The following is a 15,099-nucleotide window of genomic DNA, read 5'->3' on the forward strand; positions in this document are numbered from 1 at the left end:
TACGGCTGATCCAGTAATTTTGATTAAACATTTATTGAATTGTTAATCAAAATTAGAACAGATTATTATGAGATGGCATGATGAGAGTCACTTAAGAAAGTGATCCTGATCACAATGAAGCATTAGTTCTTTAGTTTACGTAGTTTTTCTAAATTAAGTACCAGAATAGTACTGGCGGTTTTTTCAATTAATCCTTCTTCTTTAAAATCGCTTAAGGTGCGACTAACGGTTTCAGGAGAAGTGCCGGAAAATGCGGCAAGATCATCACGGCTGAATTTAATACTAGAGCCATCGGCACTGTGCTGCAGTACTAAATGTACAATACCCTGTGCTATTCTTTTTCGTACTGACATATAAGCAATTTGCAAAAGGCGGAGCTCCTTTTCCCGCATATCATTTGCAAGAATCTTGATGAATTTGGCACCGACATCAGGGTAAAGAAAAAGAAGTTTGTCGAGTTGTTCTGTTGGTAAAAAACTTAAAACGGTGTCTTCTAAGGCAATAGTGGTGTCGTTATAAGTGTCAGTAGAAAATAAGATGCTGATGTCGAGATAATCATTTTCTTTATAAATACCTGTAATGAGTTCACGGCCTTCTTCAGTCAGCTTAACGGTTTTAACTTTTCCACTAATGATGTAATAAATACCTATGACATGATCGCCTTCGTAATGAATGTATTGATTCTTTTTATACTGTCGGGTGCTGCGTTCCAGCATTATTTCTTTTAGTTTGATGAGCCCATCTTCTTTAGAGATAATAGTGTTGAGGTTTTCTGCAGTTTGTCCGTAAAATAATTGTTGTTGTTCTCTCTTTTTTAGTCTCGCTTCTATAGCACGCAAAAGTTCTGTGTCATCAAATGGTTTAGTCAGATAATCGTCGACTCCCAGCTCCATACCTTTTCGGATATCAGCTCTTTCTGCTTTTGCTGTTAAAAATATAACAGGAATGTTTTGTGTTTTCGGGTGCTTTTGTAGAATATGCAATACACCATAGCCATCAAGTTCAGGCATCATGATATCACATAATATAATATCCGGGAAAATTTTAAGCGCTATTTCAACTCCAATTTTCCCATTGTTTGCGGCAAGAGCCTCATATCCTGAAAGCTCGAGTATCTCGACGATATTTTCTCTGATATTGTCGTTGTCTTCAATTATAAGTATGGTAGTCATAAACGAGGTAATTCAATAGTAAACAAAGTTCCTTTATCAATAGCACTTTTAAAGGAAATTGAGCCGTTCATTAGTGATACATAACGAGACACAATATGTAGTCCAAGTCCTGTACCGGGAATATTTCCTGTGTTGTGTGCCCTAAAAAAGGCTTCAAATAAATGTTTCTGATCTTCCTCAGGTATGCCAATACCATTGTCCTTTACATTAATCGTTACTGTGGTACTATTAATTGAAGTCCAGAGCTCAATTTCAGTTTCTTCACCTGAATATTTGATTGCATTAGATACCAGGTTAATGATACAATTCTTGAGTAGATTTTTATCCAGATTAACCAGATTGTTGTCGGTATTTGGGATGTTAATTATTTTTTGTCTTTTCTTAGTAAGAAGCTTAAGCTCTCCTATAATTTCTCTTATAAAATCCTGTAGATCAAATAAGGATATTTGAAGAGCAATTTTATTGGATTCTGCTTTTTCAAGTAGTAGAAAATCATCCAGAATTGCAGTTAGATTAGCAATCGCACTTTTTATTTTAAGAATATGCGTTTCAATTTTTGGATTGTTTGTATTTTCTGAATATCGCTGAATCAAAGAAGTAGAAAGTTGAATAGTGCTCAGCGGTGTTCTAAATTCATGTGAAGCCATTGATAATAGTCGGCTTTTAATTTTATTGAGTTCTTTTTCTTTTTCCAGAGTGTTGTTAACTTCTTCTTGTGTGACGGTTAAGGCCTCAATGGTTTCATTTAACGTCTGTGTACGGTCTTTAACAAGTTCCTCTAAATGCTGTGTGTATTGCATTAGCCGGTTTTCGGCTTCTTTTTGGTTACTCATATCGTGAATAAAACCGGCAAAAATTCGTTCACCTTCAAATTTAACCTCGCTCACGCCAAGTCGGAAAGGAAATATATTACCATCTTTTTTTCTCCCCAGTACATCTCTGTCATGTCCTATGATATGAGGAATTCCTGAGGACTTATAACTTTCTATATAAGAATCGTGTTTTTCCCGATCAGGAGAGGGCATTAAAACGGAGATATTTTTACCAATAACTTCTTCCGGATTATACAAAAAAAGTCTGCATGCTGAAGGATTTATGGATTCTACAATTCCTTTTTCGTTTATCGTAATGATTCCATCGATCGCATTTTCAATTATTGCATTTAAAAGCGCCTGGTTTTTCATGTAACAATCGGTTTTTGGTATAACAAATATCGTGAAATGTTTTTGATAATCAGGGTATTATTTGTTTAATTAACGGACGAAAGACGATCCGTATTTATGTTAGAATTACCCAATGATATCTACCTTTAAGAGTTTAATGAAATACTATTTTATAGCGCCATAACTAAAATTTGGTGAAATTGAATAAGTTATATTGTAACTGTACCCTAAGATCTGTTTACAGGTCTTGCCTGAATGATGTAAAGTTCTCCGGTGAGACCGTCTTTGGCCCATTCGAAAGCTATTGGTTTATTATAATATGATTCTATTACAAGAGCCCAACGGGCGAGTTTTTCGATTTCAGAGTCTTCAAGGATAAATCTTTCATACCATTTTCTAGGTGTCATCTTTATAACAGTAGAATTAATGTCGATCAGATTATCATTGTAAACAAACATCTTTGTTTTAGAACCAAGCTTTTTTTGTATTATCACTTTTTCGTTGTTTTTAAGAGAACTCTTAAAAACAAAAAACGAATCAGGAGTTATATCGTTCTGTACAATTATTTCGCCCAAGCCCCAAGTTCCTGAAATATGAATTACATCCTGAATTCCCGTCTCGTGTTCAAGCGTAAATCCGATTCCGGAACAAGCTAAATCAGAGCGAACCATATGCTGGATACCTATAGAAAGAAATACGTTATTATGATCAAAACCCATATCTTCCCTATATTTTATGGCGCTGTCGTTATAAAATGATGCAAAGCAGCATTTAACGGCATATATTAGCGGCATGGCTCTCTTTATATTTAAAAATGAATCGTGCAGTCCAATAAAACTAGCATTGGGAAAATCTTCTGCTATAGCAATGCTTCGCACGGCAACTGCCAGGTCTTTATCTCCAAATAAACCCGTGTAAGCAGACGAAATATCTGTCTGAAGTTCCAGTGGGAATTTTGCATTTAACAACAGGTTTCTGGCTTTCAGGCCAATTTCTTTTAAGTTCGTGAATTTAGTTTTATCCAGGAGATCTATCAGCTGCCCTAATGATGGGCGTAGATCATTATAGTTAATGAAATCTTTATAAGAATTTATAGTGATAGCAAAGCCATTTGGAATGTTAATACCTAATGGAATAAGATTGTTATACATTGCAGCGAGTGAAGCATTTTTAGATCCGACTAAAGCAATATCATCTATACCAATTTCACTAAATTTTAAAATATATTTTTTCATTTCCCATCTCTTTAGATCATGCTTATTTACGCCTTTTATTTTTTCTAAAGATAGGTTTACGGTGAATTTCCAGAAATGATGTCTATCATAACGAAGACAGTTCTTTAAAATTTTTAATTTTTCTTAAGTGATAGAGATCATTTTTTAACCCCAAATAATAAATGATATTTGTTGTATTATCAATTTAGAAATCTGGCGGATAATTGATATAATCAGCTCAGGAGATAGGAATTAAAGAACAAAAAAAGCATTTAAATATTTACTAACTTTAAATTGAATAATTAAAGTATTTAGTAATATAAAAAATAACAGTTTTGAGTACACTAGAATTTTTAACACGATTGGCTGTAGCGTTAATTGCCGGACTGATAATAGGTTTTGAAAGACAATGGCATCATAAAGAAACAGGGTTAAAAACAAATATGCTCGTAGCAACCGGAGCAGCTGCCTTTGTATTGTTATCCATAAAAGTTGCTGCAAGTGCGTCCGGTATCGATGTTACACGAATTACAGCTCAGGTTGTCATGGGCGTTGGCTTTTTGGGAGCAGGAGTTATTTTTAGAGAAGGTCCAAATGTACATGGATTAAACTCTGCTGCAACCATATGGTGTAGTGCAGCTATTGGCTGTATTGCAGCTTCCGGTTATTTTATGGAAGCTTTGATCTGTACTTTTTTAGTCACAATTGTAAACACCGTTCTTGAACCCGTAGAGCAATGGTTAAGAAATAGAAAATAAAGTTTAGTGACTAATTTTCTAATTTATATTAGTGCAGCGGAAATTAAATAAATAATAATATGAAAACAAAATTCTGCTTACTAATTCCGATTGCAATACTGTTGTATTGTTGCCAGCAAAAAGACTGGGCAGGTTCAGATGAAAATGATATTGAAATAGATTCAGCTGAAATGTCCGGTATTAATGATAATTTGCTTAGAAAATGGTTCTCATTGAACAGAGAATCAGATAGTATAATTAAATCGTCCCAGTTGATTATTGATAAGCAAAGAGAGGAAGTTGAATCTTATCCCCAGGATGAGCGTGAGTACATAACCACTTGCATTGACGATGCTCAGAAGCAGCTTGATCTATTGAAGAAAAAAGTAAAATTTACTAAACAGTTTGCCGCTGATATTAAACATTATGATCCATCTCTGCAGTTTACAATTGATTCATTAGAAGAAGACTATGTTTTAGGGAAAAATAAACTGGAAGGTGCATTAAAACAATTAAAATAGTGTGATTATTACCATTACTTAAATTAGATTTGATTATAATGAAGCTAAACTTCTCATGCCTTGATTTAGCTGTCTTTCTAATTGTTGAAATATCCATGTTCCAAGATTTTGCCACAAAACTTTTGAGTGTTTTTATAAAGAACGAAAAGTGCAGTAAAAATAAAAACCTGCTAATCCTTTTATTTGCAGGTATTACCTCGTTTTTTATGGGTTTTTGAAAAGATTTAAAAGATGCTTTTTTACTTCTCCAAATAAAATATTCAGAGTAACTAAAACCTGTAATAATAGGAGGAGAATTTCTTAATTGCAGGTAGGAGAGCTGCTAATGGTTACCACTTTTTGAAACCGGCCATGATTGCTTACAGAAGCATACTGAATACTATTTTGAAAAGGATTGGATAAATACGGAAGGCCATTCTTATCTTTTGAGGTAACTTCTTTTTCAATTTCTATTATTTTATTCAAATCCTCAAAATTACTAACCGCAATAGTATGAATATAATCCTGAGATAGAATAGTGCTAGTGTGAAAGGTTTTACCGGAGCAAATGACACTTCCTTTAATGCTATTGTGGTTTTTCGATAGTAAAGAGCAAACCAGTTTTAGGGGGATATATTCCCTTATTTCTGTTTGTCGATTGTACACTTTATATGCAGCTTCTTTCATGCTCCAAAGTATCCAAACCATAATTTCCGGGTCTGCAGCGTTTGAAATAAGCAATTGTTCGTCAGGGGTATATATTTTTTCTATAAAACCCTTGCGCCGCCAATTGCTTTCTTTGCGGGATTGCAGAATATCAATCACGTCATTGCCAATCATTTTTGGGCTAGTTTAGTTTCAATAATTTCGACAGCCGTTTTAACATCAAGCATGCGTTCCATATCGGTATTGTCAATTACAACATCAAAAGCTTCTTCAATATCAAGAACAATGTCTACTAGGTTAGCCGAATTAATACTTAGATCATTAATAAAATCAGTTTCTTCGGTAAGGTTGTCATATGCTTCTGTATTAGTAGTGTAAGGCTTTATGATCAATTTTAATTTGGCAAGAAGTTCTTCTTTGTTCATACTATTATTTTTGAAATTTTTTAAAAATTATGCAGGCATTTACATCGCCAAAACCAAAACTTGCTTTGGCAATAATATTGGGGTTACTATCAATTGTTTTTAAAGGTACTTTTGAAGGATCTATAAGAGTGCTAATTTCCGGATGAAGATCTTGACAATTTGTATTTCCAAAAATAAAACTTTCATGAAGCTGCAATACGGTTGCTACACTTTCAATACTTCCGGCGGCGCTTAAGCAATGTCCGGTCATACTTTTTAAAGAATTAATTAGCGGAAAATCATTTCCTTTTCGATTCAGTGCTTTTGTCCAGTTTTCAATTTCAAGGCTGTCTTTTGTGGTTGCCGTAAGATGTCCGTTTATAGCATCAATTTCATCTGCTGAAATACCGGAATTAGAAATTGCATTTGTAATACAGCGTTGTACGGCTGTGCTGTTTGGTGCCGTCATACTGCCATTGCCGCGATGTCCGCCCGAGTTTATATTGCCACCCAAAATTTCAGCGTAAATAGTTGCGCCGCGTTCTAAAGCGCTTTCTAGATCTTCTATTACCAAACCTCCGGCACCGCTTCCGGGAACAAATCCTGCAGCTGATGCACTCATAGGTCTTGAACCTTGCTCCGGATTATCGTTGTATTTTGAACTGCAGACACGAAGCGCATCAAATCCTGCCCAAATATAAGGGCCGCTGTCACCTGTACTTCCTGCTAATATTCGTTTTGCCTGTCCCGTCTGTATGCGATCATAAGCCATCATAATAGCTTCGGTTCCCGTTGCGCAGGCAGACGAATTGGTGGTAACCTGATTACCGAGGCCTAATTTACCTCCCAGATAAGCGCTGACACCACTATTCATCGTTTGTGCCACAACAGTACTGCCTAATCTTCGGGTTTGTAATTCGTCAATTTTATAAATGCTTTCGCGGAATTTATCTATTCCGGATGTTCCCGATCCAAAAATAGTTCCACTATCCCAATCTGGTTCGTCATTTATTGCTATTGGTAATCCGGCATTTTTCCAGGCTTCTATTCCTGCAATAACGCCATACAAAATACCGGTACTATTAAAACCGCGAAGTTCCAGCTCAGTAAAATACTCCGCTTTAAGTTCTTCAGAAATTAAAGGTTTACCGGCTATCTGACAAGAAAACTGTAATTCCTGCAATTGTTCATCATGCCGAATTCCTGATATTCCGTTTTTTATGGCTTGACTAAAGGCTGCAATACCAACTCCGTTTGGAGCCACGACGCCCAATCCTGTTATTACAACTCGCTTACTCATAATTTATTGGTCATCATGCCAGCCAAAATACCTTTGCAAACTTCGTGTCCGGCTTCGTTTTTCATGATTACATCACACTTCAATTTTCCAAACCTGAAAAATGTTTTTTGAGAAATAACCGTTATTTTTTCATTAGGATATACGGGTTTTAAAAACTGCATATCGGCAGAGGTAAAAGCAATTACGGTATTCTTGGTAAAAGTATCACCAAGAAGATGGATACCAAGACATACCAGGCCAATCTGAGCCATCGTTTCGGTCAGGATTACGCCCGGAGTTACCGGATTATCTTTAAAATGACCTTTGTAGAAATCCAGCTCCTCGCTATACGTATAGGTGCCGCTAATACTATTTTCATCTACGTGAAGCAATTCATCTACAAACAAAAAAGGTTTACTGTAAGGCAGTTTTGCTAAAATATCAGTCAGTTTCATAATTTTTTTTCTAAATAATTACCATTGTAATAAAACTCTTTGTGCCGAAAATCCCGGGCCAAAACTCAGCATCAAACCCTTTTCTCCTTTTTTTGGATTTCTATCCATAATTTGTTCTAAAACATACAATACGGTGGCACTCGACATATTGCCGTATTCTTTCAACACTTCTTTCGTATCATCAATATTTTTTCCTAATCCTGAAAAAAGTGCTTCAACGGTAGTAATGATCTTTTTTCCGCCAGGATGAAAAATCATGTACTCAATATCTTTGATTTCTAAATTGTTCTTTTGCAGAAACGGATGTATGATATCTCCAAAATGAGAGGCGATCGTATCCGGAACTTCTATATCCAAAACCATTTGCAGTCCTTTGTTGGTAAGTTTAAAGCCCATCATGTGTTCTGCCTCATAAAAATGATACATTTCTTCATTTACTATTTCCGGGCCTTGATCTTCTTCGTGAGAAGACAACAAACAACAGGCGGCTCCATCTCCAAAAATAGCAGCGCTTACAATATTGGGCATCGAAAAATCATCCAGCTGAAATGTCGCCGTTGGAGACTCTACAGCGATAACCGCTGCACGTTTTCCGGGATTTGCTTTCAGAAAGTTTTTCGCGTATATAATGCCCGATATTCCGGCGGCACAGCCCATTTCGGTTACCGGAAGACGTACAATATCCTGCCTTAATTTCATTTTATTGATAAGGTAAGCGTCCAGGGACGGAATCATGATTCCGGTACAGCTTACTGTAATGATATAATCCAGAGTCTGCGGATCCCAATCTGCTTTTTCGAGAGCTTTTTGCAGCACCTGTTCGCCTAAAATAATGACTTCACGCGTATAAATATCGTTTTTCTCTTCAAATGATGTTGCGGTAAAAACTTCTTCGGGATCCATTATCGAATACCGTTTGTCTACTGCAGCGCCCTCAAAAATCTTTTTGACTTTTTTTATAAAACGATCATCTTGTCCCTGCAGCCATCCATCCAGCATTGGAAGTATATCAGCCGTTGCACGTGAATATTTTGGGAGTTGCCTGGCAACTGTTACTATTTTTACACTCATTTTTTTGTAATTATCCACTGGTAGCGAAAAGCCCATTTCCAGCTTATGGTATAGTTTTTAAAATTTAGTTTTTTAGAGAATTCAACGAGTTCTTTTTTTCTAAATCCTCTCAGTATAGAAATCAGCCCATCTTCCCGTGACATGCTGTTCAGATTAAAAACAATACAGATCAGTTCAAAAAGCCTGTAGGCAGTTTTACTTCGATGCAAATCGTTGATAATGACGCCGGTTTCAGCATTATTACTAAAGATACTAATTATTTTTAATATCTGCTCGTTGCTAAAATGATGAAGCGTCAGGGTACATAAAATAATATCATATTTCATGGTTGTAAAATCTTCGCTAAAAATATCCACACATTTGTATTCAATATTGGAATATTCTTTTGATAATTTTTTGGCGTAATTGATCGTAAACTCATTGGCATCTATACCGGTAAGCTGAAAAGTAAGTTTATTTTTTTTGCCAAATTTTGCCAGCATACGAAGCATATCTCCATTACCGCAGCCTATATCGACTATAGAAATAGCTTTCGCAGGATGAGCATGTTTTAGTAATTGTTTTATTCCCTGCAGAATTACCTTATTACCACCAAGCAATTGATTGATACGGGCAATTTGATCAAGTGCCTCTCTGAGTTCTTCTCCCTGCAGCGAAAAATCGTCCATTATCTCGGCTTCCTGTGTTCTGTATTTGGTGTTTACGGCCATTTAATTGATTGCTATAGGTTTACCGTGAGTTTGTTTAATTATCTCAGGAAGTATTTTAGGAAATGATGCTACTACTGAAACGAGCATATTGGTTATTGTTTTGTTGGTTAAGATTCGAGCCAGAATTCTGCCCATAAATATTCTTTTTCCAAAATGTTTATTCCATTCTTTTGTATAATTTCTTTCTAATTGATCTCTGGAAATACTCTTATCAGCATAAAACGCTAAGATTAATTCTGATGCAATTTTGGCACTATGTATTGCCATCGCCATTCCGTTGCCACAAAGCGGGTGTATAAGACCGGCTGTATCGCCAATCATTATCATATGATTTTCTACAGGTTGTTTTTTTTCAAACGAAATCTGACTTATGGTAAGCGGTTTATCAAAAAGAAGTGTACTGTTTTCAAAAACAGATTTAAGATGTTTGTTTTTATAAAGCACATTCTGCTGATAATCCTCAATATTTTTATATTGCTTAAAAGTAGCGTAATCGGCCAGATAACAAATATTTATAATGTTATTTTCGACCTTTGAAACGCCACAATAACCTCCGTTAAAATTGTGCAGTGCCACAAGATCATTATCTAAATCACCAGAATAATGGGCTTTAACTGCCAGCCATGGCGATTTTTTATGGAAGAAATTACGATCTAAAAGTTGATCGACATTGGAACGTTTCCCAAAAGCACCCAGTACTATTTTAGCCGTTACGATTTGAATTACAGTTGTAACACTGAAGATGTCATTGTTGAAAGATACATCAGTGACATTTTCTTTAATTATGGTGCAATTGCCCGATGATATTGCCTTTTGATACAAAAAATCATCAAGTGCATATCGACTGATACCAAATCCACCGAGCGGAAGTTGTGCCTTTGCCGTTTTTCCGCTATTGGTGCTAAATTCAAACTTAGAGATTTTTGTGGGATTAAGTTCAGAAACATTGATGCCAAGCGATCTGAGATAAGGTAAAATCTCATTCGAAATATATTCTCCACAAACTTTATGTCGCGGATAAGAAGATTTTTCGATTAGGATTACTTTCAAATTCTTTTGCGATAGATGAATAGCCGCTGTTAAACCAGCAAGTCCGCCACCAATAATCAAGACATCTGAATTTGTTTCCATATCACCAATTTAGTGATAAAATTTCAGCATTCCAATCAAGTTATTAATCTTTTCTTTCTCATCTTCTTATAAAACCACCTTAATTTTTTGAGTATTTTAAAATATTTAAAAGATACTTTTAAATAAAGGATATATTAGAATTTGATTTTTGTTGAAAATTATCTTTTGAAGGGAAGTCTGAAATTTGAATTTTGAGCATAAAAAAAGTCCTAATTTTCATTAGGACTTTTAGTGGGGAGAGCAGGATTCGAACCTTAAGTAGGAAACCCTTGCCTATACTGCATTTGTCATTTTTTTTAACCACTGTGCCACAATTTTGCCACGAAAATAAAAACGACAAGATTAAAAAAACAACAACGTAACTTGTTTAAAATGAATTGTACAATTCGTGTTTTGAAAATCAAAATTAAGTTTTTTTATCATAAATTAAAAAAATCAATCTAAATTTCTTAAAGCAAAAAATATAATTAATTGTAAAATATAATCAATATTCCCATCTCACAAAAGCTTCCATAGCTGCATAAGTTGCCAAACCTAATTGTTGGTACAAAGCTGCTGTTTCTGCATTTCTGTCTTCGGCTCTTTGCCAAAACTCTCTCGCATCAGTTCCCTGAAAAACAACTCCGTCTTTTTGAGACTGGTGTTTGAAGATTCCGTGACGTTTTGCCAAAACCTGATCCGGGCTCATTGGTACCGCCATTTCGACTTCGTCAATTCCCCATTCCTGCCAAGCTCCGCGGTACAACCATAACCAACAGTCATCCATAAACGATTTTGGTTTTAAAGCTTTTACCGCTTCAAAAATAGCATCCAAACATACTTTATGTGTTCCGTGTGGATCAGCTAAATCTCCTGCCGCGTAGATTTGGTGTGGTTTGATTTTTTCAATTAAATCCATTGTCAATTGAATATCTTCTTTCCCAAGTGGTTTTTTCTCGATTGTTCCGGTTTCATAAAATGGCAATTCCATGAAATGAATCTGATCATCGGTCAATCCAACAAAATGACTGGTTGCTCTGGCTTCTCCTTTTCTGATCAATCCTTTGATGTAACGCACTTCCGGAATATCAATTTCACTATTCTTTTTATTGATTAAGAAACTCGCAGCTTTTTGGTAAATATCATCTGCCTGCGCACTTTTGATTTCGAATTTCTCATTGTAATCAATCACGAATCTTGCAAAACGCAATGCTTCATCATCCGCGACAGCGATATTTCCAGAAGTTTGGTAGGCTACATGCACCTCATGTCCCTGTTCTTGTAAACGCATGAAAGTTCCTCCCATACTGATAATATCATCATCAGGGTGTGGACTGAAAATCAATACGCGTTTTTTAGAAGGTTCAGCTCTTTCCGGACGGTTGGAATCGTCGGCATTTGGTTTTCCGCCTGGCCAGCCAGTAATTGTATTTTGAAGTTTATTGAAGATTTTGATATTGATATCGTAAGCCGGACCTGAATCTGCCAATAAATCGCTCATTCCGTTTTCGATATAATCGGCATCAGTCAACATTAAAATAGGTTTTTTAAGCTGAAGTGCCAATCCTAAAACTGCTTTACGCGTTAATTTGTCTGTCCAGATTACTTTTTCAACAAGCCAGGGTTTGTTGATTCGGGTTAATTTTGAAGAGGCTTCTTTGTCTAAGACAAAAACCGCATTATTGTGTTCCTGCAAAAAAGAAGCTGGTACACGATTCGTAACTTCATCTTCTACCGATTTTTTTACAATATTCGCCTTTCCTTCTCCCCAAGCTAACAAAATAACCTGTTTAGCCTCCATGATTTTTTTTACTCCAAGGGTAATCGCTGTTCTTGGTGTATTACTCAATCCGAAGAAATCTTTACTTGCTGCAACCCTTGTAATATGGTCTAAAGCTACCAAACGTGTTTTAGAGTTTTGAAGCGAACCTGATTCGTTAAAACCAATATGTCCGTTTCCTCCAATTCCTAAAATCTGCAAGTCGATTCCGCCCAAAGCTTCAATTTTAGCTTCATAATCATGGCAATAATCGGCAATTTGTTCTTTTGTTAAAAGTCCGTCTGGAACGTGGGCATTTTCAGGTAAAATATCGACGTGATCAAACAGCAATTCTTTCATGAAACGAACATAACTGTTAATTGAATTGGGTTCCATCGGATAGTATTCATCCAAATTAAAACTGATTACGTTTTTAAAACTCAATCCTTCTTCTTTATGCAAACGAACTAGTTCAGCATACAATCCTTTTGGTGAAGAGCCAGTTGCTAATCCTAAAATACATGATTCGTTATTTTCCTGTTTTGATTTGATAAGTGTTGCGATTTCTCTAGCAACAGCTTTAGATGCGTCAATTGAGTTTTCGAAAACTATTGTATTAATGTTTTCGAATCGTTTTTCGAATCCTGTTGCCTTATCTATATTACTTTTTATCATTTTAATCTATTTTTTAATCTCTTAATTTAAACTAATCTTCATTAGATGGCTTTCCTATCGTAGCTAATATTCCGCCATCTACATAGACAATATGTCCGTTCACAAAATCACTTGCTTTTGAACTTAAAAAGATAGCTGCTCCCTGTAAATCATCAGGATCTCCCCAGCGTCCAGCCGGTGTTCTTCCCATAATAAATTCATTAAATGGATGGCCATTTACTCTAATTGGAGCAGTCTGACTTGTTGCAAAATATCCCGGACCAATTCCGTTGGTTTGAATATTAAATTTAGCCCATTCGGTTGCCATATTTTTAGTCAGCATTTTTAGTCCGCCTTTTGCTGAAGCGTAGGCGCTTACTGAATCTCTGCCTAATTCACTCATCATGGAGCACATGTTTATAATTTTTCCACCACCACGTTGAATCATTCCTTTGGCAACGTTTTTAGAAACGATAAAAGGTCCTGTTAAATCTACTTTTATCACGGCTTCAAAATCCGCGACTTCCATTTCTATGATTGGTGTTCTTTTGATGATTCCAGCATTGTTGATCAGAATATCTATCGGACCAACTTCAACTTCTATTTTGTTAATTGCGGCAATTACAGCACTTTCATCGGTCACATCAAATAGATAACCGTATGCTTCAATTCCTTCCGATTTATATTCTGCAATAGCATTATTTACTGCTTCCTGTGAGGAATGATCGTTGACTACAATTTTTGCTCCTGCATGTCCAAGTCCTTTAGCCATTGCCATTCCTAATCCATGAACTCCTCCTGTAATAAGAGCAGTTTTGCCTGTTAAATCAAATAAATTAATTGACATTTTTTTAGTTTATAGTTAATAATTGGTTGGTATTATTTTATGTTTACGATTAACTGATGGTTTATTTGCTGTTGAAAATTATTCAAATAGTCAAACCATTGTTTTGCATTGGTAATTTTTCCTGCTTTATCCCAGGCCGCGCCTGAATAATAGACAATAGGTTCGTTGGCTTTAATTGTAGTTTTGGCTAGTATTTGCTCTTTAGAAATCCACATACTGTTTACAGGGGTAGTTAAGATTGAACCCACGGCGGTCGTACCGTCATTGTCAAAAGTTGGTTCCCAATAGCCTAGAATACCTTGTTGTTCGTTTAGTGCTATCACTCCAGGTTTCTCCCTTCTGATGATTCCAACAACAACCTCCAGAGGGTTATTGCCGTCGAAACTATAAACGTTTTCAATGCGGTTAAGTTGAGAACCGGCATCTATAGAAATTGTTTTTACTGCTTTAATTTTTATTCCACCTGCATTCCAGGCATCAAATGTTAATTGAAAAGTAGAACGAAGAGGGCCATTGTCTAACACTTTCCATTGATGATAATTACCAGAATAACGAATAGTATCTTTCACAAAAGGAGCCATATTTCCGGCGCCCAATGTATAACCAACATGATAGTAATCTAATCCGTCGCCGTGATCTAAGTGATAGTCATTACGTTTATAGCGTTCATTCAACACCAATTTATTGGTTCGTTTTACCCATACATCAAAACCGTATGCATCACCTTCTGTTTTTTCTAAAGCTTTACCATAAGCCCTAAAAGCAATTTTATCGTTTTCCCAGGCAAAATCATCAAGGCGTTCCGGTACATAACGTGCATACGTTTTGACAGTAAATGTTTCCGGTTTCCCTTTTTGAATAAATAGGTTTAAAGACGATTTCGCCTTGATGTCTATCTGAACTAACAAGTTTTGAATAGCAAAGTTTCCATGATGTTCCAACTGATACGGGACTTGTTTTTTTGTATTGGCGTTGATTACTACAAAATTCAATGTATCTATATTTGAATAGGAGGAAAGTACAGTTGCCCATTTTATAGAAACAACAGTTTCCTTTCGGTCGAGGGCAGAATTATTCTGAATAGTTACTGTCGCTTTTGTTTGTGCATTAGTAAAAAGTGGTAAACTTAATGCAAGTAAAAAGAGGATTTTAAATATTTTCATAAGGTCTATTTTAAGTCGGAAATGTTGTACTGTTTGATTTTTATTTTAAAATAATCGTTCAATTAAGGCATGATTCGGGCTTCTCACTCCAAAATGAATATTTCATTTGGGTAAGACTATGGCTTTCAAAATTGAAATTTATAATTGATTTATAGCCTTACTAAAGGCTTCGTTTTAGCTGATTTCTAACTCGAT

The 15,099-nt window shown here is 35.7% G+C and carries 15 protein-coding genes; 2 read left to right on the forward strand and 13 right to left on the reverse strand.

Features of this window, described 5'->3' with window-relative positions; all coding sequences use genetic code 11:
- Positions 1-122: 122 nt before the first annotated feature.
- From BUA98_RS13885 to BUA98_RS13895, 3 genes are all read right to left on the reverse strand, one after another.
- Positions 123-1,172 (reverse strand): response regulator, encoded by a 1,050-nt coding sequence (locus BUA98_RS13885; RefSeq protein ID WP_072973495.1) that lies wholly within the window; start codon positions 1,170-1,172, stop codon positions 123-125.
- Positions 1,169-2,356, reverse strand: a complete 1,188-nt coding sequence (locus BUA98_RS13890; protein ID WP_072973497.1) for a PAS domain-containing sensor histidine kinase — start codon at positions 2,354-2,356, stop codon at positions 1,169-1,171. The genes BUA98_RS13885 and BUA98_RS13890 overlap by 4 nt, the downstream gene beginning before the upstream one ends.
- 206 nt (positions 2,357-2,562) lie before the next feature.
- Positions 2,563-3,570: a PEP/pyruvate-binding domain-containing protein gene (locus BUA98_RS13895; RefSeq protein ID WP_072973499.1), complete on the reverse strand. Its 1,008-nt coding sequence runs from the start codon at positions 3,568-3,570 to the stop codon at positions 2,563-2,565.
- A gap of 314 nt (positions 3,571-3,884) precedes the next feature.
- Here BUA98_RS13895 and BUA98_RS13900 point away from each other — a divergent pair, with 314 nt between their 5' ends.
- Positions 3,885-4,307 (forward strand): MgtC/SapB family protein, encoded by a 423-nt coding sequence (locus BUA98_RS13900; protein ID WP_072973501.1) that lies wholly within the window; start codon positions 3,885-3,887, stop codon positions 4,305-4,307.
- 59 nt (positions 4,308-4,366) lie between these two features.
- Positions 4,367-4,807 carry an aldo-keto reductase family protein gene (locus BUA98_RS13905; protein WP_072973503.1) on the forward strand — a complete coding sequence of 147 codons (441 nt, stop codon included), beginning with the start codon at positions 4,367-4,369 and terminating at the stop codon, positions 4,805-4,807.
- A 300-nt stretch (positions 4,808-5,107) separates the two neighbouring features.
- Here BUA98_RS13905 and BUA98_RS13915 read toward each other — a convergent pair whose 3' ends face one another.
- The 10 genes from BUA98_RS13915 to BUA98_RS13960 form a co-directional block, all read right to left on the reverse strand.
- Positions 5,108-5,626, reverse strand: a complete 519-nt coding sequence (locus BUA98_RS13915; protein WP_072973507.1) for a 4'-phosphopantetheinyl transferase family protein — start codon at positions 5,624-5,626, stop codon at positions 5,108-5,110.
- On the reverse strand, positions 5,623-5,877 hold the full coding sequence (locus BUA98_RS13920) for an acyl carrier protein (RefSeq protein WP_072973509.1): 255 nt from the start codon (positions 5,875-5,877) through the stop codon (positions 5,623-5,625). The genes BUA98_RS13915 and BUA98_RS13920 overlap by 4 nt, the downstream gene beginning before the upstream one ends.
- A 4-nt stretch (positions 5,878-5,881) precedes the next feature.
- A complete protein-coding gene (locus BUA98_RS13925; protein WP_072973511.1) occupies positions 5,882-7,156 on the reverse strand; it encodes a beta-ketoacyl-[acyl-carrier-protein] synthase family protein in 1,275 nt (424 codons plus the stop codon).
- Complete coding sequence (locus BUA98_RS13930; RefSeq protein WP_072973513.1) at positions 7,153-7,590, reverse strand: 3-hydroxyacyl-ACP dehydratase FabZ family protein; 438 nt, start codon at positions 7,588-7,590, stop codon at positions 7,153-7,155. The genes BUA98_RS13925 and BUA98_RS13930 overlap by 4 nt, the downstream gene beginning before the upstream one ends.
- Positions 7,591-7,608: 18 nt before the next feature.
- The gene (locus BUA98_RS13935) at positions 7,609-8,661 is read right to left on the reverse strand and encodes a type III polyketide synthase (RefSeq protein WP_072973515.1); all 1,053 of its coding nucleotides are present in this window, start codon (positions 8,659-8,661) and stop codon (positions 7,609-7,611) included.
- A complete protein-coding gene (locus BUA98_RS13940) occupies positions 8,658-9,371 on the reverse strand; it encodes a methyltransferase domain-containing protein (protein WP_072973517.1) in 714 nt (237 codons plus the stop codon). Before BUA98_RS13940 ends, BUA98_RS13935 begins: the two co-directional genes overlap by 4 nt.
- Positions 9,372-10,502 carry an NAD(P)/FAD-dependent oxidoreductase gene (locus BUA98_RS13945; RefSeq protein ID WP_072973519.1) on the reverse strand — a complete coding sequence of 377 codons (1,131 nt, stop codon included), beginning with the start codon at positions 10,500-10,502 and terminating at the stop codon, positions 9,372-9,374.
- Positions 10,503-10,986: 484 nt separating this feature from the next.
- Positions 10,987-12,915, reverse strand: coding sequence for a glucosamine-6-phosphate deaminase (nagB, locus tag BUA98_RS13950; protein ID WP_072973521.1), 1,929 nt, complete (start codon positions 12,913-12,915; stop codon positions 10,987-10,989).
- A gap of 31 nt (positions 12,916-12,946) precedes the next feature.
- Entirely contained in the window at positions 12,947-13,741 is a 795-nt protein-coding gene (locus tag BUA98_RS13955) for a gluconate 5-dehydrogenase (protein ID WP_072973523.1), read from the reverse strand.
- 32 nt (positions 13,742-13,773) lie between these two features.
- Positions 13,774-14,904 carry a DUF4861 family protein gene (locus BUA98_RS13960; RefSeq protein ID WP_072973525.1) on the reverse strand — a complete coding sequence of 377 codons (1,131 nt, stop codon included), beginning with the start codon at positions 14,902-14,904 and terminating at the stop codon, positions 13,774-13,776.
- Positions 14,905-15,099: the final 195 nt, after the last annotated feature.

The sequence above is a fragment of the Flavobacterium saccharophilum genome (assembly GCF_900142735.1).
Taxonomy (GTDB): domain Bacteria; phylum Bacteroidota; class Bacteroidia; order Flavobacteriales; family Flavobacteriaceae; genus Flavobacterium; species Flavobacterium saccharophilum.

Excerpts from the sequence above, each read along its gene's own strand:
- BUA98_RS13890 (WP_072973497.1), bottom strand. The coding sequence starts at position 2,356 with ATGAAAAACCAGGCGCTTTTAAATGCAATAATTGAAAATGCGATCGAT.
- nagB (WP_072973521.1), bottom strand. The coding sequence starts at position 12,915 with ATGATAAAAAGTAATATAGATAAGGCAACAGGATTCGAAAAACGATTC.
- BUA98_RS13925 (WP_072973511.1), bottom strand. The coding sequence starts at position 7,156 with ATGAGTAAGCGAGTTGTAATAACAGGATTGGGCGTCGTGGCTCCAAAC.
- BUA98_RS13895 (WP_072973499.1), bottom strand. The coding sequence starts at position 3,570 with ATGAAAAAATATATTTTAAAATTTAGTGAAATTGGTATAGATGATATT.
- BUA98_RS13955 (WP_072973523.1), bottom strand. The coding sequence starts at position 13,741 with ATGTCAATTAATTTATTTGATTTAACAGGCAAAACTGCTCTTATTACA.
- BUA98_RS13945 (WP_072973519.1), bottom strand. The coding sequence starts at position 10,502 with ATGGAAACAAATTCAGATGTCTTGATTATTGGTGGCGGACTTGCTGGT.
- BUA98_RS13940 (WP_072973517.1), bottom strand. The coding sequence starts at position 9,371 with ATGGCCGTAAACACCAAATACAGAACACAGGAAGCCGAGATAATGGAC.
- BUA98_RS13960 (WP_072973525.1), bottom strand. The coding sequence starts at position 14,904 with ATGAAAATATTTAAAATCCTCTTTTTACTTGCATTAAGTTTACCACTT.
- BUA98_RS13905 (WP_072973503.1), top strand. The coding sequence starts at position 4,367 with ATGAAAACAAAATTCTGCTTACTAATTCCGATTGCAATACTGTTGTAT.
- BUA98_RS13935 (WP_072973515.1), bottom strand. The coding sequence starts at position 8,661 with ATGAGTGTAAAAATAGTAACAGTTGCCAGGCAACTCCCAAAATATTCA.
- BUA98_RS13915 (WP_072973507.1), bottom strand. The coding sequence starts at position 5,626 with ATGATTGGCAATGACGTGATTGATATTCTGCAATCCCGCAAAGAAAGC.
- BUA98_RS13885 (WP_072973495.1), bottom strand. The coding sequence starts at position 1,172 with ATGACTACCATACTTATAATTGAAGACAACGACAATATCAGAGAAAAT.
- BUA98_RS13930 (WP_072973513.1), bottom strand. The coding sequence starts at position 7,590 with ATGAAACTGACTGATATTTTAGCAAAACTGCCTTACAGTAAACCTTTT.
- BUA98_RS13920 (WP_072973509.1), bottom strand. The coding sequence starts at position 5,877 with ATGAACAAAGAAGAACTTCTTGCCAAATTAAAATTGATCATAAAGCCT.